This is a genomic window from Pseudovibrio sp. Alg231-02 (assembly GCF_900143565.1).
Classification (GTDB): domain Bacteria; phylum Pseudomonadota; class Alphaproteobacteria; order Rhizobiales; family Stappiaceae; genus Pseudovibrio.
Genome location: NZ_FREX01000017.1, coordinates 25,853 through 51,513 on the forward strand (window position 1 = coordinate 25,853; position 25,661 = coordinate 51,513).

The window sequence follows — 25,661 nt, forward strand, 5'->3', positions numbered from 1 at the left end:
CCAATGACGCTGACAATCTGCTTCTGCGTCAGGAATATTCTTCGGCTGCTTCCAGCTCTTCAAAAATGTAATCGAGTGTCTGCTCAATGGTGGGGCGCTCGAAAAAGATGCGCAGCGGCACTTCCATTCCCAACACATCATGCATTCGGGCAATAATGCGTGTGGCACGAAGAGAATGTCCGCCAATGTCGAAGAAGTTGTCGCGTATGCCGACACGCTCCAGCTGCAGCACCTCGGCCCAGATACGCGCAAGCTCCTCTTCCATTGGGGTTTCAGGAGGCACGTAACTGGTGATCGGCTGAACATTGCCGCTATCGGGCTCAGGAAGCTGGCTACGGTCTATTTTGCCGTTAGACGTCAAAGGCAAGGTATCCAGCTGCACATAGAGCCCCGGCACCATATACTCCGGCAATTGGCTGGCAAGGATGGTACGCAATGCAGCAGGATCTAGCGGGCCAGCGCCTTTGTCAGGGCATACATAGGCTACCAGCTGCGCGTCTTTGGCCTGATCCTGATGGGCCACGACGACAGCATTGGATACGCCCTCACTCAGACGCAAGGCATGTTCGATCTCGCCGGGCTCGATCCGATAGCCACGCACTTTGATCTGGAAGTCATCTCGCCCTAAATACTCAATGGTGCCATCTTTCAGATAGCGCCCAACATCACCAGTCTTATAAAGGCGCTCTCCAGCTTTGAACGGGCTATCAATAAAACGTTCTGCTGTGAGTTCTGGGCGGTTCAGATATCCGGTTGCAACACCTGGGCCAGCAACATAAAGATCCCCCGCCACACCGGGGGCGGCAAGTGCCAGATGTTGATCCAGAACATGCATCGTCATGCCTGCGATGGGGCGGCCTATAGGAACAACTGGCGGATAATCTGCGTGATGTTCAACCTCTTGCGCTGTGCAATATATGCTTGCCTCAGTAGGTCCATAAAGGTTCTGCAGCCGCACGGGCCCCAATACTTCGAAACAGCGCTTTGCCAGATAGGAAGAAAAGGCCTCACCACCGCACAGCACAGACCGCAAGCTCGAGCAAGTGTCAGCCCCTTCACACGACAGGAAGAAGCCCAACAAAGAAGGGACAAACTGACAGACTGTGACCTGATACTCACCTATGAGTTCAACCAGATACGAACCTTCCAGTAAGCGGGAGCGGTCTGCCACAATTAGGCTTGCACCACAGGTAAGGCTGGCGAATATCTCAACCACTGAGATGTCAAAGGTAAGAGAGGTGGACAGGAGAACTCTGTCTTGCTGCGTGATTTGTCCTTGCTGTTGGAACCATGCAACGAGATTAGCCGGACCTTTGTGCGGTACCATCACGCCCTTAGGTTTGCCCGTGGTGCCAGAGGTGTAGATTACATAAGCTGTGTCTTTGTGGGAAACCGATGCATTCAAGTTGTCATCGCCAAACGCCTGCCAGCATGGATCATGCTGATCCAGATTAATCAGCTTCTCAGAAACACCCATCTCTACCATTTGAGGTAGCGTGACATCATCACATAGAACCAGAGCCGGAGCGCTGTCTTCAATCAGGTAAGTGATGCGCTCAAAGGGATAGGTTGCATCGATTGGGACATAGGCTGCGCCGGTTTTCAGGATGGCGAGGAGTGCGATAACGGCATCAGCGGTTTTTAGCATGCACACCGCAACACGGTCTTGATATCCAACGCCTTTGGAAACCAGGTATCTGGCAAGCTTGTTGGCCCGACTGTTCACCTGAGCATAAGTGAGTTGGAGTTCATCAGTGATCAAGGCAACCTGATCACCGCGTGCCGCAGCAGCGACTTCAAAGCCGCCATGGAGTGTGTTTGAACTCTCCGAAAACTCTGGCCCTGCTGCACATTCAAGGAGCTTGGTCTCCAGATCCCGATCCAAACCAACAAGTTGATGTGTTGGTGTCGTTTCAGCCTCTGGATAGACTTTTGTGAGGTGTTGCAGCCCCTCCAGTGTCATCCTCAAAAGTGCAGATGCATTGCAACCATGTGGGGCCTGTGTCTGGACTTTGAATGTCCCTCCGAAGTCATCAATTGTCAGGTTGAACGGGTAACTGGTGCCATAATGGCCGGCGAGGTACGTGGCGCCTGGTAAATCGCGGTGAGAGGTGCCTTGAGACCCATCTGACAGAAGCTCGGCATGGCGAAAGTTGATCAACGAAGTGATGAGTGGTGTAGCACGGTCCACTCCACTGGCTTCAATCGCATCGGTTAGCGAGGAGAACTCATGGTGCATCAGATCGACAAGTGTCTGGTGGACAGCACGAAGGGCACTCACCCAATCCCGGTCAGCAAGCTGGATGCGCAAGGGGAGGGTGTTGATGAAGGGCCCCAGTATCCGCTCAGCATTTTCGAGCCCCTGCAATCGACCAAGGAGAACTGTGGCAAAGCAAATATCTTCCTGCCCAGAACACCTTGCCATGACCAGAGCCCAGACGAAGTGAAATACTGAAGCCGTACTCACCCCTAATCGGCTGGCAAGTTCTCTGATGTCCGCAGTCAGCGTGACATCAGTATCGGCGCTATCAGTATCCAGATCTGCACCATGAACATGCTCACCGGTAAGACCGAAGGGTGCCGTGGCGCTTTCAAACCCAGTGAACAGGTTACGAAAGAAATTGTGTGTGTCCTCCTTGCGGCTCTGCCCCTGTTGGAACGCAACATAGTCTCCAAACTGAACAGGGGAAGGCAACGTCTCACCTTGCCCCATCATGAATGCTTTGACCTCAGCATTCAGCTGCTTGAGCGATGTGTTGTCGTCGATAATGTGGTGGAACAGTTTGAGAGCCAGCCAGCGTTTGTTGTCAGCATCATAGCAATAATGAACGCGAAGAAGGGAAGGCTCGCGAAGATCAACTTTTGTTACTCGTGGATCAAACAAGGCCTGAAGCTTTGCAACTGCATCTCCAGCCCCTTCGAGGCTATCAGTCTCCAACTCGCAGGTTTTCAGCTCAACAGTCTTGAGAACAACCTGAAGTGGCTTTTCCAGCCCTTCGGACATAAACACTGTGCGCAAAATGTCGTGGCGATCCATGGCCTTCTGCAGGGCAGCCAGATAGCTTTGCAATGCTTCAGCGGTCTCAAATGCCATCAGGCCCCAGAGCAGATATGGGTCCCCTTGTTCTGAAAGCCGATGATGGAAGTAAATGCCTTCCTGTAATGGTGTCAGAGGGTAAATGTCTTTTACATTTTGGATGCCACCGGGCACCGAGCCTGCAACATGCTCGATCTGCATTTGTGAAAGGCCGGAGATAGACATTGGGCTTTGGTTGGTGCCGGTTTTTCCAGCAGTTGCGCTCTGTTGAACGCTGGAATGAATGTGTTGCGCAAGATCCTTGAGCACTGGCCTGCGTAGCAAATCCACCGCTGCTAGATGGAAGCCTTTTGCATTCAGAGCGGCCTGTACTCTTGCAGCTAAGAGTGAGTGACCACCCAGCTCGAAAAAGTTGTCAAAGCGGCCAACCTGTTTGACCTTTAAGATCTCCGCCCAAACCTGAGCTAACAGCGTTTCGCTGTCCCCCTCTGGACCCACGAAGACTTTGGTCTGTGCAACGTCGTATTTTTCAAGTGCTTTGTGGTCCAGTTTACCGTTTTGGGTCAGCGGTAGCGCCTCTAACTCCACGAATACTGAGGGCACCATGTAGTTTGGCAGAAGATTAGTTGCAAAAGAATGTAGCGCGCTGGAGTCCAAGCCTGTTCTTTGTGCCACGGGCACATAGTAGGCGACCAACAGGGCATCGCTTGTGGCTTCATTTCTGCAGGTGACTACAACGTGCTGAAGCTCATCGTGGGTAGCTAGAGCGGCTTCGACTTCGCCCAGTTCGATGCGGTATCCGCGTACTTTCACCTGACTGTCGTTGCGGCCCAGATACAACAAGGTGCCGTCAGTTGCATACCTAGCCAGATCCCCTGTTCTATACAGGTGATCACCGGGTAGAAACGGGTTCTCAATGAACCGCTCCGCGTTTAAGGCAGGGCGGTTAAGGTAGCCTCGTGCAACGCCAGCTCCACCGACATATAACTCTCCGGCTGCACCGAATGGCACAGGCATGAGGTTATCATCCAATACATGAAGGCTCAGGTCATCCAACTGGCGACCAATGGGGCTGCCTTCTGAATAGTGATGAATGTTCTCAGCTGTGAGCTCTTTGTAGGAAACATGTACGGTGGTTTCTGTGATCCCGTACATGTTCACCATCTGACAGCCCGCATTACCAGGATTATCAAACCAGTTTTTGAGCATCGGCGTTGCAAGGGCTTCACCTCCAAACACCACTGAGCGCAATGCATGTGGCGTGACAGCTTCGGCCTGTGCCGTCATGAAAGCACGAAAGGCGGAAGGTGTTTGACTGAGAATTGTTACCCCTTGGTTACAGCACAAAGCGTAGAACTGAGCGGGATCACGGCGCACATCCTCTGGCACAATTGCAACAGAGCCGCCCGTAGAAAGAGCTCCCCATATCTCCCAAATCGAAAAGTCAAATGCGTAGGAATGGAAGAAGGACCAGACATCAGAAGATGTGAAGTTGAACAGTGGCTGGCAGGTGTCAATCAATCGGGCAATGTGCCGATGTTCAATTTGAACGCCTTTGGGTTGCCCGGTAGATCCTGAAGTGTAGATGACATAGGCAAGATCCTCAGCGCAGACAGGCTCCAGCGTAGGACCCATCGGCACTGAATGGTCTGTGGTTTCTGCAAGATCTTCAAAAGCATAGAGATTTTGATTGTCTGGCAAACTTGCAAGAGATTGGTGCGTTGCACGGCAGCATAAGATCAAATCTGGTGCACTGTCCTGGAGAATAAAGGCCTTCCGCGCTTCTGGCAGTGCGGGATCGATTGGAAGATATGCTCCACCAGCTTTCCAGATTGCCAGCAGTGCCACGATCAAATCGGTGTTTCGTTCCATACAAACGCCGACCAGCTTCTCTTTACCTACACCATGAACACGTAGCTTCATGGCCAAACATGAGGCTTGCTTTTCTAATTCACCGTAGGAAAGGGATGTTTCATCCTGAAGGATGGCGGCGTGCTGAGGCTGGGATTTTGCGAGCTGTTCCAGTCTATGGACGACCGCGCTTGGCGCACTGGTCTTGGTCGGTTGGGTAGGCCCGCTGAGCGAGAGCAGATGCTTTCGTTCTTCTTCGCAAACTGCGCTGAAACTGGCAACTGACAGGCTCGGCTCAGATAAACACTGCTCCAGCAATGCGAAGAAATTTTCCTGCATGCGTTCTATGGTTTGAGGCTGAAAGAGGTCAGTTGCATAGTTCCACAAAAGAGTCAGCGCCGGGATATCAGAGCTGTCAGAGGAACGAGGTAGAATAACCACCTCAATATCAAATTTGGCAGAGTTGTTGCTGTAGGCTTCGTACAGCGATACGTTCAGATCATTTCGTGCGAGCTCTGGTACCTTTGAGTTGTGGTAGCTAAAACCAACTTGGAAGATGGGGTTTCTGGAAAGGTCCCGTTCAGGCTGCAGCGCTCGGACAACTCGTTCAAACGGCACTTCTTCATTGTCATAAGCATTGGAGAGTGTGCTTCGCAGTCGGTTCAGATACTCGGAAAAACTTGGGTTGTTAGACAGATCGGAGCGAATAACGACACTATTCACAAACATGCCCAGCATATGTTCTGAAAAGCTGGTTTTCCGGTTTGCGACGGCGCTGCCTGTGAGTAGATCTTTTTGACCTGTGTAGCGGGAGAGTAGAAGATGGAAGACACCGAGAAGCACAGTATAATCTGTGTGACCACTGGCCTTACAGTAAGCTTCCAGTTTTTGAAGCAGCGTCCCTGTTAGTTCCAAACGGGACTGTTTGCCTTTGAACGACATGGTTTCTGGGCGCGAGGCATCTGTTGGGAGAGCGAGCGTAAAGTTGGCGCCTGAGAGTTGCTCTTCCCAATAGGCCAGCTGTTTTTCATAGGTTCTCTCTGCGTCCTCACTCTGCTGCCATCCCACGTAATGCCGGTACTGGGCAGGGACAGGCGCGAGATTGGGCAGTGCTCCATCTGCGAAAGCCTCATAAGCCTCCAGGAACTCTGAAAGAAAGATATTCGCGCTCCAACCGTCATGAACAAGGTGATGTTCAATGTGCAAGAGAGCGGAGGAGCCATCATCAAGCTTGAACAATACCCAGCGAGCCAATGGCAAGCAGCTGGTGTCAAAGGGTTTTGAGACCTCGCGATCGACAACCTTCCAGAGCTCTGGGCTATCCATTGAGGTGTTCAGGTCCACCAGATCCAATCGGGCAGGCACAGGTTGATGAACTTTCTGATAGGTCGTACCAGAAGCATCTTCGTGAAACGTGGTGCGAAAAATCTCATGACGCTCGACAATCAGGTCCAATGCTGACTGCAACGCGGATGCATCTACTTTGCCCTGCATCCGGATCAGGCATTGAGCGTTGTATGCAAGAGAGCCCGGCGTTAGTTTTTCCAGTAACCACACTCCGTTTTGTTGATGAGAAACGGGGAAGGTGGTTCTTTCCAGATCATAATCAGTCAAAGACCTCTCGGATCTATCTGGTTCTTCTGAAGTTTGGATTTTTGCCGCGAGTTCGCTGAGTTTCTTTCCGGTAAATACGTCTTCTAGTGAGAGGACTGGACCAAACCGTTCACGGCACCGCGTGAGAAACTGAACAGCATCAAGGGAAGAGCCTCCCAGAGTTTGAAGTGTGTCATTACAAAAGACCGTTTCGACGTGGAGCAAATCTTTCCAAAAACCAGCGAAGATCTGCTGCGTTTCTGTGTTTGGAAGCTCATTTGACTGCGCGCCGCGGGCATATCTGTCAGGAGCTGGAAGCGCTTTTCGATCTATCTTGCCATTTACATTTAGAGGGAACTCATCGAGGTGAATAAACGCGCTCGGTACCATATAGTTTGGCAAGAAGGCGGAGAGGTTCGTTTTAAACTCGTCTACCCCAGGGACAAAAGCACCATCTCGCGAAGTGAAATAAGCGAGGATTTCCGGGTCCTTTGAGTAAGCTGTTGTCGCGGTAACATGAGCGTGCTCTATGCACTCAAGCTTAGAAAAACACTTCTCAACTTCCTGCAATTCTACACGATAGCCACGCACCTTGACCTGCTCATCCAGACGACCGAGGAACTCCAACGTTCCATCTGCAAGTCGTCGCGCGCGGTCTCCTGTGTTATAGAGCCGACCAGTTGCAATGCCGGGGACAGAACGGAATACTTTCGCAGTAAGATCTGGCTGGTTCTTGTATCCACGGGCTAACCCGATACCGCCCAACCACAGGGTGCCGACCCCACCATCTTTCACTTGTTTCAGATCATCATCGAGAACATGGACATCAACGTTTGAGATCGGCTTGCCTATCGGAACTGTATCCGAACTACCAGTCTCACCGCTGCTCTTGTAAAGTGTTGCGCATACAGTGTTTTCAGTCGGACCATATGCATTTATCAGGTTAACGTGCCCGGACCAGCGTTCCACGAGTGACCACGGCATTGCCTCACCCGCGACCACCACTGTCTTTAGGCTCGAATAATCCAACGGGTCCATGCGACTGGCAAGAGAGGGAGGCACTGTTAGATGAGAAATACTTCTGTCTTTAATAATGTGCTTCAATGCATCTCCGGCTAACAGCGTGCCGTCGGGTGCAAAATGAAGCTGAGCTCCGCAGCACAAACTCACCAGAATTTCAGATATTGAAGCATCAAAACCTAAAGATGCGAACTGAAGGACGCGAGAGCTCTCATCCAAACCAAAACAGCGCGCTTGCTCCAAGGCTAGATTTAGCAGACCACGATGTTCAACCATGACACCCTTGGGCTGTCCCGTAGAGCCTGAAGTGTAGATGATGTAAGCAAGCTGATCTGGTTTAACCGATTGGCTTGTGCTGCTAGTGAAGGGAGTTGGATCCAGCTTAGAATAATTAATGATCTGCAATGAGTTCGGTATCTCGGCAGATAACTCCTTCACAAGAGACGCTGTTTCGTCAGTGCACACAACGACACTGGCCTTGCTGTCCTTAAGCATGAACTCAAGCCGTTTGCGTGGGAGAGTATTGTCCAGCGGGACATAAACTCCTCCAGCTTTATGAGTGGCAAGCAACGCTATTATGGCTTCTGGAGTGCGAGGCATACACACTGCAACAGTAACTTCGGCCCCAACCGCGTTTGATTGCAGAACGCTCGCAAGTTGGTCTGTTGCGGCAAGCATTTCGCGGTAACTGATAGTCTTTCCATCCCCCACTAAGGCTGGATTTGAAGCGTTTTTCGTCGCAACTTGTTCTATGTGCGACACGACATTGCCTAGGTCACCTGGGTTCATCGTAACCTGGTTGCGAGGATTGGTTTCTTCCATGAAACAACTATCATTGATTGTGTAATTGAATAAAAATATATATTACTGAGAGTTATTTGTACTTACTCTCAGTCCATGCGTCCGTTTAGATCGGATTCAGGGAAGTAAAGGTGAATTTTATTCATTGAGGCCTCGGGTATTAAATTTTTAATTGCTCAAACTTTCTTTCTAATATATCACAAAGTCAAGTTATAATTCGAATCTGAAGGCATCTTGTTAGCGTGCTGGGGAAACAAATGAACCACTCATATTTGAGGGAGAGCATCTCATTATTGTTATGATCGACAAGCTAGGGGGCTGGTCGAGTAATGATTGTGAAGTTTTCTACTACAACTAATTCGCTGCGCAATTTCCGCGCCGAACGTCTTCATTAACGAGCAGGTTTTTTGTTCATGCCCGTACCAAGTCACCGGCAATCATTTCTGCGTCAGTTCTGGGTACTTCCGAGACCAGCAAAAACTATCCTGGTTGGCACCTTTTGCGCACGCTTTGCATCGTTCATGATCTGGCCTTTCTTCGCGGTACTCATGGCACGAAACTTCGGCACCTCTATTGCAGAACTTGGAGTAGTTTTTTCGCTATCAGCGTTTGCTGCGCTTATTGCTTCGCCTGTAAGTGGGATTATAGCGGACAAGTTGAATCGTCGCGCGATCATGCTGATCAGTGCTTTAAGCATCTTAGGGCTCTATTGCGTTCTGGCGTTTGGAAGGGATGAACGGATCTATTTTGCGGTCATTGTGGGCATGTCCGTTGCCAATGGTGCACTCGAGCCGCTTTTGCGATCTGCATTGGGGGACTGCGCAGCGAAGGATGAAGACCGACCACTGCTGTTTCACATACGCTACTATCTGGTCAATATCGCAGGTGCGTTAGGGCCTTTGTGCGGGCTATGGTTTGCAAACCAAAACTCAAACTTCGCTTTTCTGGCAGGTGCGGTTGCGTACGCTGCTCTCGCGCTCTGCATAATGAAAAGTGTCGCGCCAAGCATTGTTGTCTCAGACAAGGAGGAAATGCCGATTTCGACACTGTTAAAAACAGCAGTAGTAGATCGTCTTTTTCTGACATTGTTTATCTCAAATTTCTTCCTGGTCATCTTGTACGCACAAATAGATGAGCCCCTCACATTTTTCCTGATGTCTCTCGAAACGCCAGATATCAATGGGATTATTGCCTCGATCAACGTTACAAACACGAGCGTCGTTTTGATCGTCCATCTGTTCTTGATGAAGTGGCTGGTTGAGCTTGAAGAACACAAGGCCATTCTGGCTGCTTTCTTTTTCCTGATGCTTGGTCTGCTGGTGATCGCTTCCAATCGCTCCGAAGTAAGGGAGTTGTGGCTTGTTGCGATAGCACTTGCGACATTGGCGGAAATTATCGCCATGCCTTTGTTTGCCACAGTGGTGGATCGCACCGCTCCTGTGCGTCTTAGGAACAGCTATATGGGCCTTTATATGCTTTCCAATGCGGGCGCTGCTGCGGTGCCATTTGCTGCAGCAATGGTGATTGAACGTATCGGTGGAGGGCCATTGTTCCTCACATCCGCGATAATGTGCGTACCGGTAGCTTACCTGGGTTTCCGGCTGCTCAGTGCAACCAGACAAAGAGAAAAAATTGCGGAGCAGGCCAGCTGAACTGCTGACCCATCTCACGTGAGGAGTGGTGTGAAATGAACCCGTACAGTTCGCTGGCTTCCAACAAATTCTGGCGCCCATCGGTCGCAGAGCGAGACTATTTCTCGATCTCGCAGGTCTGGACCCCGAAGTTTCAGATACAGAAAGATGCGGCCATAATAACTGCCGGGTCTTGTTTCTCTCAGAACATGGGCAAAGAACTGCAGCGACGAGGGATGAACTGGCACAATGCTGAACCCGCGCCTGACAGTTTAAGCGCTCGGGAAGCCCTTGATCACAACTATGGCGTTTTCTCATTCAGAACAGGAAACATCTATACTGCACGTTTGTTGTTGCAATGGCTCCAATGGGCTTTTGATGAAGTCCCCCAGTCTAAAGAGACTTGGAATAATGGAGAGCGGTACTTCGATCCATTCCGGCCCAATATTTCCCCAGATGGCTTTGAAAGCCCTCAAGCCATGTGGGCATCACGTGAAGACACCCTTGCAGCTATTCGCAAAGCGGTAAGCTCTGCTGATCTGTTCGTGTTTACTATGGGTTTGACAGAGGCTTGGCTCAATACGGCTACAGATGTTGTCTATCCCATGTGCCCTGGCACAGTGAAAGGCCGGTTTGATGAAAGATTGCATAAAGCGCATAATTTTGCCTTTGCAGAAATACTCTCTGATTTTCAAAAATGTATCGATCTTATAGGAAGACACAATCCCAACCTGCGTCTGGTGTTTACCGTTTCACCGGTTCCGGTCACAGCGACATTCACGATGCATCATGTGCTAACAGCTTCCACCTATACCAAGTCTGTTCTGAGAGCTGTAGCAGGGCAGTTGGAAGCCTCCAATGAGAACGTCGAGTACTTTCCCTCTTACGAACTGGTTGCTTCTCCTCCCATGAACGGAGTGTTTTACAACCCCAACAAGCGCACGATCACACCAACCGGCGTCCGATTTGTAATGGGTCATTTCTTTAATGGCATATCTTCTGCTGACCAGATGCATCAAGGCCATTCAGACGTCAGCACGCAATCACTCCTGCCAACTGAGGATATCATCTGTGAAGAAGAACTACTCGACTATTACAAATGACATTCAGTTCTTGTTGTTAGGAGACTCCCACGCTGGCGCAATTGGGCGTGCGGCCAAAGAAGCTGGGATCCCTTTCGTTGGTGGTCCTATGGGCGCAGGGCGCGAGTTCACAGCTCCTTTTGTTGACTGGAATAACGAAGATCCAGTTTTTCGAAGTGGCTATGCCAATGAAATGTATCGGTCTTTTCTGGAGGAACTCGATGCAAATTCGCTGCAGGATGTAAAGGTTCCACTGCTCTGCACTTTCGGCTTTGCGCTGCATTTTTACGCAACCACTGAAAACTGGGAGATATACAGGGAGGTTGACGGAACGCTGCCATCAGCCTTTCTGGAAGGCCCTCTGTTTCATGGCCTTATCTGTGCCATGGTACAGGGCGCTTTGGATTTCTACCGCACCGTTCTCAAAATGGGAGTTGAGGTGATTGCCGTTCTTCCTCCCCAGAAAGTACCTGAGACTTCAGAGCCAAGTGTTTTCCAAGCAGCGCAAAACGTTATGATTGCAGAAGCAGAACGCTTGGGCCTTCCGGTTCTGGACGTTCGCGATGGTACTATGGGTTTCGATAGATTACAGAACGAAGACTTCTCGCAGGAAAATGACCCGATTCACGGGAATACTGCATTTGGTCAGGCTATTTTGAATGCGTTTTCCAGTCAGAGGATATCAGCACATGTTGGTGCGTGATTTGGAGCAAATACACATTGAGGCTGACCTGGCGAGTTGTATCGTGTCTTTGTTGACCGATGGTACGGTTCAGAGACTCCATGCGTACATGGGGCGAACAGTACTGGTGCTTGGAGTTGAAGCAGCACAGATGCGTGGGGAAAGCACCCGTGAGCTGGAATGCCTCAAAGATATGCATTGCAAAGCGGCGATAGGGGATATGCCAGTATCCGAGTGTTGGCTCAACGCGTTAGAAGATGCTTACTTAGTCCTGTTTCGCCTTGCGTTCGTTGCGGAGAAAACCTACCGCGTTTCACACTCCAGTGCGCTTGAGTTTGCCGCGGGCAATAAAGATATGATCGAGAGCGAGTTTGGCTCTGCGGAAGCTTATGCTGATTATTATGGCACTTTAAACAGCGAAGCCAACACAAGGGCGTTTGCTCGGGCAAATGCGCAGGTTCATTCCAACATAAACGCCAAACTGTTTACTGATGGCTCGCTGCAGGGGGCAGATACGACTGCTCTCCTCAGCCTGTTTAAAGCTTCGGCCTATGCCTTTGCGTGTGCTCATGCATTTGGTGAATTGGAGAGGCGTTACTGTGAAGCTTTGCTACGCCTCGTTAGAGGCCTCCAAACTATTGCTTAACTATTTTCCAGGGAGAGAACTTCATGCATGAACATGCTCTGACAGCTATTGAAAGTATTGCGGCAGCGCCTCGAGAAACCTACCGGCATATTCAGCTGGACCGCCTTACACCGGTCATTGGTGCTGAAGTTTGTGGAGTAAATCTATCTGATGGCGTAAGCAAAGAGCAGTTTGCTGAGATCCACCGTGCCTTTCTTGAAAACCACGTCCTGGTGTTCCGCAACCAAAAACTCACCAAAGACCAACAGAAGGAGTTTGCTCGGCAGTTTGGTACACTGCGTGCTCTTCCACTGAGTGATATTGATGGTGATGATCCAGAGATTGTCTTAATCCGTGCCGGTAAGAAATCTCGATTTGTAGCAGGAGAGGTTTGGCATACAGATGGTACAGCTGATCCTGCCCCTTCGCATAGCTCGATGTTGTACATGCATGAGACACCTGAACTTGGATGCGGCGGGGATACCTTGTTCGCGAACATGCATCTGGCCTATGAGATGCTGTCGCCTGTGATGAAAGAGTTCTTACTTGGGCTCACTGCAGTTCACGATGGAGCCGTGCCGTGGAAGGGCTTCACGCCACCAGAAGGGCTACCTAAAACTGAGCACCCAATAGTTGCGAAGCATCCAGAGACAGGCAAGCCAATGCTTTTTGTGAACTCAGGTTTTACAACGCACATCCCGAGTTTATCCGAGGACGAGAGTGATGCCATTTTGAACATGCTCTTTCAACTCGTTGAACGCGAACAGGCATTGAATTGTCGTATACGGTGGGAACCGGGCACATTGGTATTTTGGGACAATCGCTGCACGCAACATCGCGCAGTCTGGGACTATTACCCATATTCCCGCTTTGGCGAACGCGTGACTGTTTTGGGCACTCAACCTGCCGCCGCAGAACCTCATCGGGTCATGAAGGAGATGGAGTTAGCAGACTAAATACCTCGCAGCGGCTATGTTGCACAAGTATGCTAGCGGTTAAATGGCTTTACCGTTTTATCAGCCAATTCTTCTTTCATGCCATTTAAACACAATGCCGATCGCCGCCATAAGATCCCCAAAGATAAGTACAAAGTGACAAATTGGGCGGCGTATAATGACAGCTTACGCCGCCGGGGTGATATAACGATCTGGATCGATGACTGCGTTGCCATGAACTGGTTTGCCCCAGCTACCAAGCACCGCGGCCGCCCGTTCAAGTTTTCCGACCTAGCAATTGAGACTTGTTTGCAGTTGAGGGCTGTGTTTGACCTTGCCCCTAGGTAAACTCAAGGGTTCGTGCGTTCTATACTCCGGTTGATGGGTCTGGATCTGCCGGTCCCTGACTTTTCTACACTTTCGCGCCGCGCCGATGGCTTGCAACTTTCCGACGGCAGACAGCCCCCCAAATCCAAGCCGGTCCATCTGGTAGTGGACAGCACTGGTGTGAAGATTTTTGGTGCCGGCGAATGGCAGGAAACCGGCCCTGTTGCAAATACTATTCGGATGCCGGATGTTTGGGTAAAGCAAGAGGTATTCCAGTGAGCGGTGATTTCAAATGGTGGCATTATCGTGGGGAAGTCATCCTGTGAGCTGTGCGGTGGTATTGTCGCTACGGGATTAGCTACCGTGATTTGGAAGACATGCTTGAAGAGCGCGGTGTTGATGTCGATCACACTACGATTTATCGCTGGGTTCAGCACTATGCACCCGAGATGGAAAAGCGGCTTCGTTGGCATTGGCGGCGGCCATCTTGGAATGGCAGTTGGCAAGTCGACGAAACTTACATCAAGATTAAAGGAAAATGGATGTATCTTTATCGCGCGGTTACAAAACAGGGCGATACAATCGACTTCTACCTCTCTCTAACGCGCAACACAAAGGCCGCAAAAACCTTTTTGGGTAAAGTATTAAGGGGTTTGAAGGATTACGAAAAACCACGCGTGATCAATACCGACAAAGCCCCGACATACGGACCGGCGATAGGGGCATTAAAAGCCGAGGGCAAATGTCCAGCGGACACAGAACACCGCCAAGTTAAGTATCTCAACAACGTGATTGAGGCCGATCATGGCAAGTTGAAGCGGCTAATAAAGCCCACACTAGGCTTCAAATCACGTAAAACAGCCTACGCCACGATCAAGGGTTTTGAGGTGATGCGTGCCCTCAAAAAGGGCCAAGCCAAAGCGTTCCAGATCCAACCTGGGATCAAGGGCGAGGTCCGTCTTATCGAGCGTACATTTGGCTTAGGGGCGGACATGTTCTCGGAGCTCTTTGATCATCACCGTGCCGAAATTGAGGCATGGGCCGCTTGATAAACGGCGCTGAGGTAAATATTTAACTCAAAGCAATATTTGCAACAGGGCCTATGAAGACAGCCAGTCGATGCCTCTCTCCGTTCTCCTCTCGAAACGCACAACACTGGGGACGAGTGCATCAAAACCAAGCTAGGCCGCGTCCCCAAGGCTTGGCGGTTTAATAAAGCCCAACTCGCCAGAAAGTTACTCATGCTAGTTGCAATGTGCAGTTTGTCGAAGGACGTGAGCGCAAAGTTGGCAGTATCCATCTGGACATTGCATTTCTCCCTTCAAATGCGATGCTCACCCAGTATCGACAAGGGCTACTGTTTCATCCTCAAGGGTTGCTTACTTGTGCTTCCAGTCATGATGGTAGCAGCTGTTCCGTGGCTGGTTGGAAAACGCTAATACAAGGTTAAAGGTTTGAGCTGATAAAGCCAATTGCTCCAAGTAGAATGAGGGTTGCATGAAAACGGCTTTGTCTCCCGGAACCGTCACCGCATCTTCAGAGGCAAGCCGATGCTAGGCAATTTTAGTTGGGGCAACAAAAATTAATAAAAAACATACTCAAATCTTGGATATCCCGCACGGGACTCTGAATTGTATTATAATATAGTACATGTATTAGTTGTTTTTGAGCGATTACCATAGAGCGATAGTGAGCATGTCCATTTTCAGAAAAACCTTTCAGAATGTAATTGAACAAGCAAAAAATCTGTCTAACAAGGAGTTGCAGTCAGCAGAAACGCTTCCTCTTGACTTGCAGAGGTTAGATGAGTTTCAGCCCGGCCTGGCACGGAAGGCGTATGACTACATCATCGGCAAAGGAGATGCGATGGTGTTATCTACCCTGAAGCAACTGGGGCGTGACTGTTTGGGCTGTGGGCGCAGTACTTATGATGACACGACTCTTGGTGTTGTTGTCAGAAGACAGCTTTTTCTCAATCCTGAAACAGCGCCTGCGTTAATTGTACGTTATGTTCAGACTTTACAAGCTACCCTCGGTACAAATCAGTTACCGCTGAAGTATATGCCTAGTACACCAGCAACACCGATAGATGTTCGTGTTTTCTTATTAGAGTTGCTGCGAGGATGTAAACATGAAAAATGGAAGAACAGGGTTCCACCAGAGGCGCTGTTAGATTCGAACTGGTTGATGGGTATTGTCGAAAAGCTCAGCGGCACAGTAGAAGACGTGCTCGATGTGGTTTTTTACCACGACAAGGATTATCGTTCTGGCGAGGGACAACTCCTTACAACGCATATTGAAGTATCGACTCTAGTGCGTGCCCATCCTCAGGCGTTTGTTGCTTTAATGAACCGTTTGCCTCAAGAGGGTCGTCTGCGAGTTCTCAAGTTTGTTGAGGAGCAGGCACTATGTTCTGAGCCTTTAGTCTTCCAGATGGTTATAGGTGCTCTCGGGGATGGATCGAAGTTTATCCGAGAGAGAGCTGTTAAAGCCCTAGCAACTGCTGGTACAAAAATGTGTGAGGGGACGGCCACAGATATTCTCGCTGTTGGTAAAGCCGAGAGCCGCAAGTCAATGGTTGAAGTGCTCATGTTGCTGGGTACAGATAATGCCTGCGACATACTCAAGGAACATTTGGAAACTGAACGAACAGCCCGCATTCGCACATTGATTGAAGGGTATATCCGCGCAATCGGTTTGCAACAGACTGAGGAAAAGGAAAAAGAGGGAACTTCCGCAGGGTATGTGGGAATAGATGGCAGTTTTATCGCCATTCCTCCCTTGCAAGAGTTAGAAGCGAGTGCCCTGCCGCCTGTAACTGAAGAGGTTCGGGCACGCCTTTTCGAACTGGGGCGTGTGTTGGAAGATGAATATCAGCAAGACCTAAAAGAAGACAGACGTCACTATCTCAAATATGCATCAACGTTAGATCCTAAAGTGTTTGCTATTCACGCTGAGATGGCCCTGCAAGGCCAAGTCGATGACCGGCAAAACGCGCCTGACGAATTTAGGCGCCGGATGCGTAAGAGCAAATCAAGATCCCTCATTGCTGAAATTCGCAGCACCTATCCATTGCGGGAGGCGATTGAGCTGAATCTTGCAGATGCGAGTAAAGGCAGGGACTGGAGTTACAGATCCGATGTTGTGGAACTTGCGCTTAGCCTTTTGGAACGTGAAGAGAAAGTAGATTTTCGATTTTTTGAGCTCTTGTTAGAACAGCTAAAAATCAATCGCGGCGAAGTTCATCTAAGGAAAGGTGAGCTACTGACGTTTTTGTTTGCGAGACGGCCCTTTAATCGGTCAAACAACGTATTCGATTTCCTGCCGGAAGACGGATTTGATGATCACGGCATTAAGGCAATCTGGCCACTGATTACAGAAAACTTCTGGTTGATTGATCATAAGTTAGGTCTGGTTGTCGATAAAGAATTTAATGAAGACAAGATAGCTGGTTTGATGATGCTGGAAATGCTTCCTGCGTTGCCCGCGAAATATGGGCCTTATGTGCTGGATATGGCTATGTCAGGCACCAAGGATATCCGTAAAAGCGCCCGAAAAGTACTTCAGAAAAATACCGGATATGAGAGTCAACTCGTTGCTTTGATTGATGATACCCGGCAAGACGCGCGTTCAAACGCTGCAAAATGGCTGGGCGACATTGGCTATGAAGCTGCCATTGCACCACTAAAAAAGCGGCTTAAGAAGGAAAAAAGTGCGGTCGCGACAGCAGCTATCCTGTCTGCGCTTAAAGCGCTTAATCAGGATATCTCGTCGTTTATCGGTCCAGCAGCATTGCTGAAAGAAGCTGAGAAACGCCTTAAAACTGCAAATTTCAAGGATGTCGACTGGCTCAATTTGGAAACCCTGCCACAGGTTTCTTATTGCAGCGGTAAGGAAGTACCCCCCCTGTATTTCATTGGTGGATAGCGCTGGCAGTCAAACTAAGAGCTCCTGCCGAGACATCGTTGTTTGACCTTTATCTGGATCAGTTAAAGCCAGAAGATGCAGTGCAGTTTTCTAGCTGGTTGTTCGATGCATGGATTGCTTACGATACAGCTTCCCCTCCACACGAATATGTTGAAGCTGAAGCCAAAAGGTTGGCATCGCATTCGGACAGTTATTGGAAGTATGAGTACCCGGAAGGAAAAGACTGGACGGATGAGCAGAAGCTGGAATACTTCCGTCGGCGTTTATTGAGCGAAACCCCTAATTCAGGTGCTAAGTCTAAAGGACTGTTAGCGCTTGCCTGCAAGGTGCCACCTGCTCATGCGGTTGCTAAGGTCAGGTCTTACCTGCGCAAACATGGAGGGCGTACCAGCCAGTCAACGGCCCTTTTAGAGCTGATGGCGGCGAAAGGTGACGCGCTGTCATTGCAGGTGGTTATTGCGGCGGCGACACGGTTACGGCAAAAAGGGGTACAGGCCAAAGCAAACGAGATGGTGGAGGCTGTGGCTGAACGTTATGACTGGAGCATGGACCAGCTGGCTGATCGCACCGTGCCAACAGGTGGGCTGGAAGATGATGGCAGTCTTGAACTGCCTTGCTCTGGTGGCGCCAAACTCTATGTGGCAAAGCTTGATGAAAAGCTTGGCCTCACCTTGTTCAACCCCGCAGGCAAAATTGTAAAATCACTGCCTTCTGGCACGGATGATGACACGAAAGCTGCAAAAAAGCCCTATCTACGGCCAAGAAAGAGATCAAACAAGCGATAAGCTTTCAGTCAAACAGGCTTTTTGAGGCTATGTGTTGTGGGCGTGACTGGCTGGTTGATGATTGGAAGACAGACTTCCATAGCCACCCTTTGATGCGGAAGCTCGTTGAACGGTTGGTTTGGCAGGGTTTGGATGAAGACGGCAAAGAGGGGGACGCCTTCCGCCCAACCGCAGAGGGAGAATTCATCGATAGCAGTGATGAAGATGTTCAGATTAACAGTTTTGCAAAGCTACGTTTGGCACATGCCTCAACATTAAGCAAAGAAGCAGCAGCAACTTGGCGCACTCATATGATTGATTATGAAGTCAAGCCACTGTTTCATCAGGTTCGTAAGGACTTGTCATTGCTGCCTGACGAAATGCAAAAGAAAACTACAATCGATGATCGTCTGGGGTGGGTTTATGATGCTTTTACGCTACGCAGTGCGGCAGCCCGTGCGGGATATGAACGTGGTGACGCACTTGATGGCGGCGGGTTCGATTGCTACACGCGTCATTTTGGAGGCGTTGGTATTATCGCTGTACTTGAGTTTACAGGAAACCATGTAGCGCAGGAAAACATCCCAGTCGCCCTCAAGAGCTTGACCTTCGAGAAACTGGCAGCAGGGCAATCCCGTGGTTATGGTTCTGATCAAAAGCTGCAACTTGGCAAGATACCACCTGTTCTGTTGGCAGAGTGTTGGGCGGATTTACATCAGATCGCTCAAAAAGCCAGTTTTGACCCTAAGTGGGAAAGGGTTTGCCCGTGGTAGAGGCCGTTCAACGTGCACCTGCTGAAGTGAAGTTTGAGGGTGAGCTGAAGGCTCTTGCCCAAGCTGATGATGCACCAAAACCAACAGGGTGGCTCTTATCGCCACGGGCTGTCAGGCGGTTTGTTTTAGGTGACACATCCCTTGGAGTGTCTCAGAAGTTCTTTGGTGATGATGGACTGGTCGATCGCGCAATCGTCTCCTTGATGGGACAACAAGGTTTAATGCTGGTCGGTGAGCCCGGTACGGCAAAATCGATGTTGTCTGAGTTGCTCTCCGCAGCAATTGGCGGTTCATCAACGTTGGTGGTTCAAGGCTCAGCTGGTGTTGTTGAGGATCATTTGCGCTATGGCTGGAATTATGCGCTGCTATTGGCAGAGGGTCCCAGCGAGCGTGCGATGATCCCCTCACCGCTCTTAACGGCCATGCGTGAAGGGCGTATTGCTCGCATTGAGGAACTTACGCGCTGTGCGCCGGAAGTGCAGGATGCCATGATCTCGCTTCTGTCAGAAAAAACTGTTGCGGTGCCTGAACTGGGCCCACAAGTAGAGTTTCGCGCAGCTCCCGGATTTAATGTAATTGCAACAGCCAACCTGCGCGACCGAGGCGTTCATGACATGTCGAGCGCATTGAAACGCCGCTTCAACTTTGAAACCGTACAGCCGATTGCCGACGCGGAGTTTGAAAAACGCCTGATTTCCCTCCAGCTCGCAGAGCGTATGGATGGTCACGGGGTGATGAGTGACTTGTCAGAGGATGTTCTGGATCTGGTTGTCACGGTTTTTCGAGACTTGCGCAGTGGGGTAACGAGGGAAGGCGCAACCGTTCCTGTTCCCAGTTCAGTCATGTCAACAGCTGAAGCTGTGAACACTGCTCATGCAGCCATTCTTGCTGCAACCTACCTGGATGGCGGGGCAGTGACTGGCGCACAGGTCGCAAGACAATTGCGTGGTGTGGCGTTTAAGGATGATCCTGAAGACGCTCGAAAGCTGAGAGCCTATACAAATCATATAGCTAAAGAACGCGCGAGGGGTAGTCGTGCCTGGGCAGCCTTCCACAAAGCTGCGTGCGAAGACGATGCAATCTGATCATCCCTTTGACCTGCCCTTGTTCCAGCCAGAACAGGGATTATGGATCGCGCCAATCCGGCACCACTCCCCCGCATGTGCTTGGGCGGTTCGTGCCATGATAGAAGAAGTGCGCCCTGATTATGTGTTGATCGAGGGGCCTTGCGACCTGACACCTTTGATCGATGGGATACGTGATCCGGCGACCCAACCACCTGTTGCAGCCGTTATGCTGCGTGATGGGCAAGCAGTCTACGCGCCGTTTTGTGCGCACAGCCCAGAATATGTGGCAATGATGACAGCGCGTAAAGTTGGTGCAACTGCCCGCTTCATAGACCTGCCTTCAGATAATTTATTCAAAGGACAAGACAATGGGTCTCAGCCTGTTCCCCTGAATGATGAAGCCCCGTTTGACGATGGAGATTATGTGCGTGCCCTATGCAACCGCTTGGACTGTCGTGATGGCTTTGAACTTTGGGATCATCTCTTCGAAACTCGATTAGGGGAAAACGACTGGCAGGCGTTTCTGCATGATGTTGGGGCTTATTGCGCTGGTCTTCGCGCAACGACGCCTAATGAAGAAATCATTGGTCGTGGGTACAATAAGCGCGAAAAGACAATGGCATGTAACATCGCTGACGCCATGCAAAGTGGCAAGGTGGTTGCTGTTGTCGGTGGGTTTCATGCCCCAGCTCTCACCCATCCCAGTGGTCGTTCCATAAAAACTCCACCGCTAAAAGATAGCTATCTGATCCGCTATAGCCATGCTGCAATGGATGCGCTCTCTGGTTATGCCGCAGGACTAAGACAGCCCGGTTATTACGCGGCGCTGTGGCAGGCCGCAGAACAGGCAAACGGGGTGCCTGATTGGCGGTCACTTACCACAGAGCTCATACAGGACTTTACTGTTGCTATGGCAGATAAGGGGCATCCTGTTTCTCTGCCAGCGAAGGTTGAAACCCTGCGAATGGCCGAAACACTTGCCTCAATGCGCGGTCGTCGTGCTGTTTTGCGTCACGATCTATTTGACGGTGTACTTGCAGCTCTGACGAAGGGGGAAGTATCCTACCGGGAACCGTGGAGTGAGCGGTTACGCCGGCATTGGCACGGTTCAGCCTTGGGATCAGTACCCCGTGGTGTTTCCGCCCTGCCACTTGTGGAGGATGCACGCAAGCGTGCTGTTGCCCATCGGCTGAAAATTTCAGATTCGCTGACCAAACGTCGTTCCTTTGATATTTATCGCAAGACCGCCCATCTAGCCACCTCACGCTTTCTGCATGCAATGCAACTGCTCGATACAGGCTTTGCAGTAATGGAAAAAGGGCCTGATTATGCAAACGGGTATGGGACAGGTTTGCTATTTGAAGAATGGGCCTATGCATGGTCACCACTGGTTGAAACCCGTTTGGTTGAGTTGGCGGCCAATGGGGTTGGTGATACAGTAACTGCCGCTTGTCTGGCACAGATTTGGAAGCTGCGGGAAAATGACCTAAGTGTGCAGCTTCAACTGTTGGGACATGGCATTCGTGTCGGACTGCAAGATCAACTTACCCCCTTTGTTGAAGCGTTTGCAAAGGATATGGGTCGTTCCGGTAGTTTTGCTGAAATTGGGCAAGCACTGCAATATCTTTATGCTTTGTGCCACACCCGCGGCCCCATGCGGCCACCGGATGACCTGCAGCTCTCTAAGCTGTTGCAAGCTGTTTATGCCCGCCTGCTCTATCTGGCAGATGACTTGCCTCATGTGCCTGAGGATATGATCGACAATGTTGTGACAGTACTGCGTTCAGTCTCTGATTTGTTGGATGCAGATGAAGGCAGGGCTCTGGACCGGCAGTTATTTGATGATGCAATGAGCCGACTGGGCAACGCCAAAGCTCCTTTTGAGATTACTGGTGCTGCCCTTGCGTTGGCTTTACGTGCTGGTCTCCTGCCACAAGAGCAGCTGGTCGCAGCTTTGCAGGGCAATTTTCAAGGGGCTGCGTTGGAGACTGACGACAAAGCGGGCGTTCTCAAGGGCATGATCAATACCGCTCCAGAACTGTTGTGGCTTAATAAGGCCATTATGGAAGCGGTGGATAACTTCGTTATTTCGATAAGTGAAGACGGTTTTCTTTCCTTGCTCCCGATCCTACGCCGCGCATTCTCAAGGCTAAACCCACGGGAAACTGATCGCTTAGCTGACAAGCTCGCCTGCCACCATAAAGGACTGGCAGGAGGCTCCCTTATCTCGCAGTTCACCGAACGTGACCTTGCCTTGGGAGTGGCAGCGCAACGGCAAATGCTAGAGGCGTTGCGGCAGGACGGACTGTTGGAGGAGGACATATGAGTGAGCCTGCACGCCGCTGGCGCTTGGTCCTTGGCCGTTATGCGCAAGACAGGCTGGGAACATTAAACAGGCACGAAGAGCGCATGGATGAGGCGCTCGACTATCTTTATGGCCGCGAGTATGTAGGGCGCGGGCTACATGGCCGTCAGGGAAGTTTGGATCCAACGCAGATGTCTGCCCTTGATTGGCTGGGCAAAGCCCGCAAGTTGTTTCCCGGTAGTGTTTGCGATCGTTTGCAGCAAGACGCTATCAGCCGCTACCAGCTGAATGAGCTTTTGAATGATCCGCAGGTCCTTGCTCAAATTGAACCCCGGCAGGAGTTACTGCCTGCACTGCTCAGATTTCATGGACGGGCCCCTGAAGCATTGAAAGCTCAGTTGCGAGCCCTCGCCCAAGAGGTGATCAACCAGATCATGGAGCGCTTAAGATCGCGTGTAGATAAAGCTTTTTCTGGTAAACGCAATCGGTTTATGCGGTCAAATATGGCTTCAGCGGCAAATTTCGACTGGCGCACGACACTGCAAGAAAACATGTTGCGGTATGATCCAGAGCGCCAACGCATTATAGCAGAGAAGTTACGTTTTAACTCGCGGGTCAAGCGGCGGTTGCCTTGGACCGTGGTCTTGTGCGTCGACCAGAGTGGCTCCATGACTGATAGCGTCATTCACGCTGCTGTGCTTGCCGCGATCCTCTCTGGCTTGCCTGATGTCAGAGTGAAAATGGTCCTCTTTGATACCTCTGTGGTTGATGTAACCTACAAGTTGACAGATCCGATTGAAACCCTTCTGTCGGTCCAGTTGGGGGGCGGCACGAACATCGGTCAGGCCATGCGATATTGCGAAACGCTGATCAGCAATCCAACACGCACAATCTTTGCTTTGGTTACAGACTTTTTTGAAGGTGGTAGCGAGCGCGAGATGCTGGGCGTTGTTGCCCGGTTAACAGAAAGCCGGGTTCTCCAGTTGGGATTGCCCGCTTTAGATAATACCGGCCAGGTTTGGTATAATGAACAGCTGGCTGGGGAAGCGGGTGCACTGGGCATGCAGATAGGTGCCATGTCTCCTGAATTCTTTGCCGATTGGCTGGCTGAGGTGATAATGTGAGCACATTTCATGAGACGCTTCTCGCGCAGGATGACAAAGCGCTGGTAGCGATAGCCTCGCCGGGGCTGTTGCGGCGGGCAAAAGCTGGGCTCACCAAACCGGACACAATTGAGAACGTGGAGGTGACCGCTGAGAGCGCCGTTCTGCAGATTGAATCCTATCAGGTGGAGTTGGATAAGGGTGGCCCCGCCAAGGCGCAGTGTGGCTGTTCAGCCACCGGTGTTTGCAAGCATATCTTGATGGCCGTGCTGCACTTGCGCGGTACGATTGAACCAGAGACTAGTGCAGATAAGATCTCGGCCTATTCAGAAATTTCAAAACTGTCGCTAGATGAGATCGAACGGTTTGCCGGGGGCGACTGGCCACAGGCCCTGCGCATCGCGGCTTTATCTAAAGGTGCGGTACCCACATCAAATGACAACAGCTGTGTCGTCAGGCTTCAGGCGGCCTCAGGTCCGGTGACCTTCCTTGCCGGAGGTGGGCTTCGCGCGGCCATGTTTAAAGGCACAGAAGGTCGGCGCAAGCGAACCGTTGCAGCTGCGGCTCTCGTATTGTGCAAACACGACCTTCCAGATGTTGAGGAAGTACAGGCCCAAGTAGATCCCAAACTTCTGGAGAATGCCGGTGCAGCGGTATGCAGCGCATTACAGCATGGCTTGAAAGGCAATCCGCTGTTGGCGCAAGACAGGCTGAACGATCTTGCCATTTCTGCTCGGGCTGACGCTGTGCCACGGCTGGCGGCTATGTTGCGCGGTGCTGCAATGCATGCAGGCCAGCTTGCAACTCATGCTCCCAACGCAGATCCTGTTGTCTATCTGACCGAATTGTCAGCGTGTTACGCCCTGATCAGGGCGCTAGTGATAGCACCGGATGACCCGTTGCTGACAGGGCAATTACGGCGTGATTATCAACCTGCTGAGCCGTTTGAGCTTGCAATTCTTGGCGTGAGTAAGTGGCGCACACCAGCAGGGGCACGGGGCTTAACGATATACGGATGGGATGGGGAGCGCTTTTTATCTTCTGGCCCTGCGCGTGCTGCAGGCTCAGATATCACTTTTTCAATAGACAAAGCCTTTGAGCAGTCCTGGTGGCAGGGATTAGCTCCCTCACAAATGCCCGGTAAAGTTCTTCATTTTCGAGAACCCCGCATCTCAGAGGATGGTATCCTGCCAAGGCAGCTTCAAGTGGCACCTGACCCAAACCCGTTGAGGCTGGAAAGCTTGCCATTCTTTGCAGATTGGCAGCGAATGCGGGCTGATCTAGTACGCCGAATGGGCATTGGGCTGCGCATGATGTATCGCCCCGAGCCCTCTTTAATCTGGTTTGCATCCGCTACTGCACCTTACTTTGATGAAATTAACCAGTGCTATAAGGTCGATGTCCACGATGCTGAAGGCCACGAACTGAAACTAAATGTGCCGGATAAACAAGTAGGACAACTACTTTGTAACTGGCAGCATAATATTCAAGGTGCGTTGATTGAAGGGGTACCGGAGGGAGAGGGCGTCTTTTTTCGGCTTATCAGTCTATACGCTAAAGCACCATTCGAGATCTGGAATGTAACTGCAGAGGGTCCACCTGAAGCTTGGACCAAGATCACCAACTGGCAAAAGTTTCGCGGACAGGTACACAAAGTCATGCGCTCGACGCAGCGCCCCTTGTTTTCTAATCAGCTAAGCGCTTTTTCCTTTGAGACCTTGCAGGCCCTGTGTGATGGCTTTTCCGCTCCTGAGGATGCTAAGAAATTTGCGGAATTAGTGCAAAAAGCAGAGGAGTTAGGCTTGACCAATCTTGCTAGGACCCTTTCCCAAGTAGAGCTACAAGACCGCCAGGCGGTTTTAAAACTCTGCTGGAAGGTTGTGCTAATCCGACGTGCAGCGTTGCTAAATGACAGTCTTATTGGAAAGTAACAAAAACACGCACCCAAAAAGCCCCCCCCCAAGTGTCCTGCCACGCTACTGAAATTAGATAAGTAGAGCTAACTTTTTTGCCGTTTGCTGCAGGTGCGAAAGTACAGCTTTGACCAATAGCTGACATACGGCCCTATTCTAGGAACACTCGGCCAGAGCACGTTTCAATCATGAGTTGATTTTGATCGATTTGTTGCGACGTGACCG

General features: G+C 50.7%; 14 protein-coding genes and 1 pseudogene. 14 read left to right on the forward strand and 1 reads right to left on the reverse strand.

Annotated elements, in window-relative coordinates; genetic code table 11:
* Positions 1-28 precede the first annotated feature (28 nt).
* The gene (locus DHN43_RS25935; RefSeq protein ID WP_108820580.1) at positions 29-8,323 is read right to left on the reverse strand and encodes a non-ribosomal peptide synthetase; all 8,295 of its coding nucleotides are present in this window, start codon (positions 8,321-8,323) and stop codon (positions 29-31) included.
* Positions 8,324-8,715: 392 nt separating this feature from the next.
* Between DHN43_RS25935 and DHN43_RS25940 the strand changes: the two genes are divergently transcribed.
* From DHN43_RS25940 to DHN43_RS26010, 14 genes and pseudogenes are all read left to right on the forward strand, one after another.
* Positions 8,716-9,954, forward strand: coding sequence for an MFS transporter (locus DHN43_RS25940; protein ID WP_108820581.1), 1,239 nt, complete (start codon positions 8,716-8,718; stop codon positions 9,952-9,954).
* Between the two features lie 35 nt (positions 9,955-9,989).
* A complete protein-coding gene (locus DHN43_RS25945; protein WP_108820582.1) occupies positions 9,990-11,036 on the forward strand; it encodes a GSCFA domain-containing protein in 1,047 nt (348 codons plus the stop codon).
* Positions 11,005-11,718, forward strand: coding sequence for a hypothetical protein (locus DHN43_RS25950; RefSeq protein ID WP_108820583.1), 714 nt, complete (start codon positions 11,005-11,007; stop codon positions 11,716-11,718). The genes DHN43_RS25945 and DHN43_RS25950 overlap by 32 nt, the downstream gene beginning before the upstream one ends.
* On the forward strand, positions 11,705-12,343 hold the full coding sequence (locus DHN43_RS25955) for a hypothetical protein (protein ID WP_108820584.1): 639 nt from the start codon (positions 11,705-11,707) through the stop codon (positions 12,341-12,343). Before DHN43_RS25950 ends, DHN43_RS25955 begins: the two co-directional genes overlap by 14 nt.
* Before the next feature lie 23 nt (positions 12,344-12,366).
* Positions 12,367-13,278: a TauD/TfdA dioxygenase family protein gene (locus tag DHN43_RS25960; protein WP_108820585.1), complete on the forward strand. Its 912-nt coding sequence runs from the start codon at positions 12,367-12,369 to the stop codon at positions 13,276-13,278.
* Between the two features lie 78 nt (positions 13,279-13,356).
* Positions 13,357-13,863: pseudogene (locus DHN43_RS25970) on the forward strand (transposase).
* Positions 13,864-13,913: 50 nt separating this feature from the next.
* A complete protein-coding gene (locus tag DHN43_RS25975) occupies positions 13,914-14,633 on the forward strand; it encodes an IS6 family transposase (RefSeq protein ID WP_244307019.1) in 720 nt (239 codons plus the stop codon).
* A 646-nt stretch (positions 14,634-15,279) separates the two neighbouring features.
* The gene (locus DHN43_RS25980; protein ID WP_108820588.1) at positions 15,280-17,511 is read left to right on the forward strand and encodes a HEAT repeat domain-containing protein; all 2,232 of its coding nucleotides are present in this window, start codon (positions 15,280-15,282) and stop codon (positions 17,509-17,511) included.
* Positions 17,512-17,549: 38 nt separating this feature from the next.
* Positions 17,550-18,296: a hypothetical protein gene (locus DHN43_RS25985; RefSeq protein ID WP_108820589.1), complete on the forward strand. Its 747-nt coding sequence runs from the start codon at positions 17,550-17,552 to the stop codon at positions 18,294-18,296.
* A complete protein-coding gene (locus tag DHN43_RS25990) occupies positions 18,293-19,048 on the forward strand; it encodes a DUF4132 domain-containing protein (RefSeq protein ID WP_244307022.1) in 756 nt (251 codons plus the stop codon). The genes DHN43_RS25985 and DHN43_RS25990 overlap by 4 nt, the downstream gene beginning before the upstream one ends.
* Complete coding sequence (locus tag DHN43_RS25995; protein WP_108820591.1) at positions 19,042-20,133, forward strand: ATP-binding protein; 1,092 nt, start codon at positions 19,042-19,044, stop codon at positions 20,131-20,133. The genes DHN43_RS25990 and DHN43_RS25995 overlap by 7 nt, the downstream gene beginning before the upstream one ends.
* On the forward strand, positions 20,084-22,441 hold the full coding sequence (locus DHN43_RS26000) for a DUF5682 family protein (RefSeq protein ID WP_159096993.1): 2,358 nt from the start codon (positions 20,084-20,086) through the stop codon (positions 22,439-22,441). Before DHN43_RS25995 ends, DHN43_RS26000 begins: the two co-directional genes overlap by 50 nt.
* Complete coding sequence (locus DHN43_RS26005; protein WP_108820593.1) at positions 22,438-23,544, forward strand: VWA domain-containing protein; 1,107 nt, start codon at positions 22,438-22,440, stop codon at positions 23,542-23,544. Before DHN43_RS26000 ends, DHN43_RS26005 begins: the two co-directional genes overlap by 4 nt.
* Positions 23,541-25,454, forward strand: coding sequence for an SWIM zinc finger family protein (locus tag DHN43_RS26010; RefSeq protein ID WP_108820594.1), 1,914 nt, complete (start codon positions 23,541-23,543; stop codon positions 25,452-25,454). The genes DHN43_RS26005 and DHN43_RS26010 overlap by 4 nt, the downstream gene beginning before the upstream one ends.
* Positions 25,455-25,661 lie beyond the last annotated feature (207 nt).

Excerpts from the sequence above, each read along its gene's own strand:
- DHN43_RS25945 (WP_108820582.1), top strand. The coding sequence starts at position 9,990 with ATGAACCCGTACAGTTCGCTGGCTTCCAACAAATTCTGGCGCCCATCG.
- DHN43_RS25960 (WP_108820585.1), top strand. The coding sequence starts at position 12,367 with ATGCATGAACATGCTCTGACAGCTATTGAAAGTATTGCGGCAGCGCCT.
- DHN43_RS25955 (WP_108820584.1), top strand. The coding sequence starts at position 11,705 with ATGTTGGTGCGTGATTTGGAGCAAATACACATTGAGGCTGACCTGGCG.
- DHN43_RS26005 (WP_108820593.1), top strand. The coding sequence starts at position 22,438 with ATGAGTGAGCCTGCACGCCGCTGGCGCTTGGTCCTTGGCCGTTATGCG.
- DHN43_RS25940 (WP_108820581.1), top strand. The coding sequence starts at position 8,716 with ATGCCCGTACCAAGTCACCGGCAATCATTTCTGCGTCAGTTCTGGGTA.
- DHN43_RS25980 (WP_108820588.1), top strand. The coding sequence starts at position 15,280 with ATGTCCATTTTCAGAAAAACCTTTCAGAATGTAATTGAACAAGCAAAA.
- DHN43_RS25935 (WP_108820580.1), bottom strand. The coding sequence starts at position 8,323 with ATGGAAGAAACCAATCCTCGCAACCAGGTTACGATGAACCCAGGTGAC.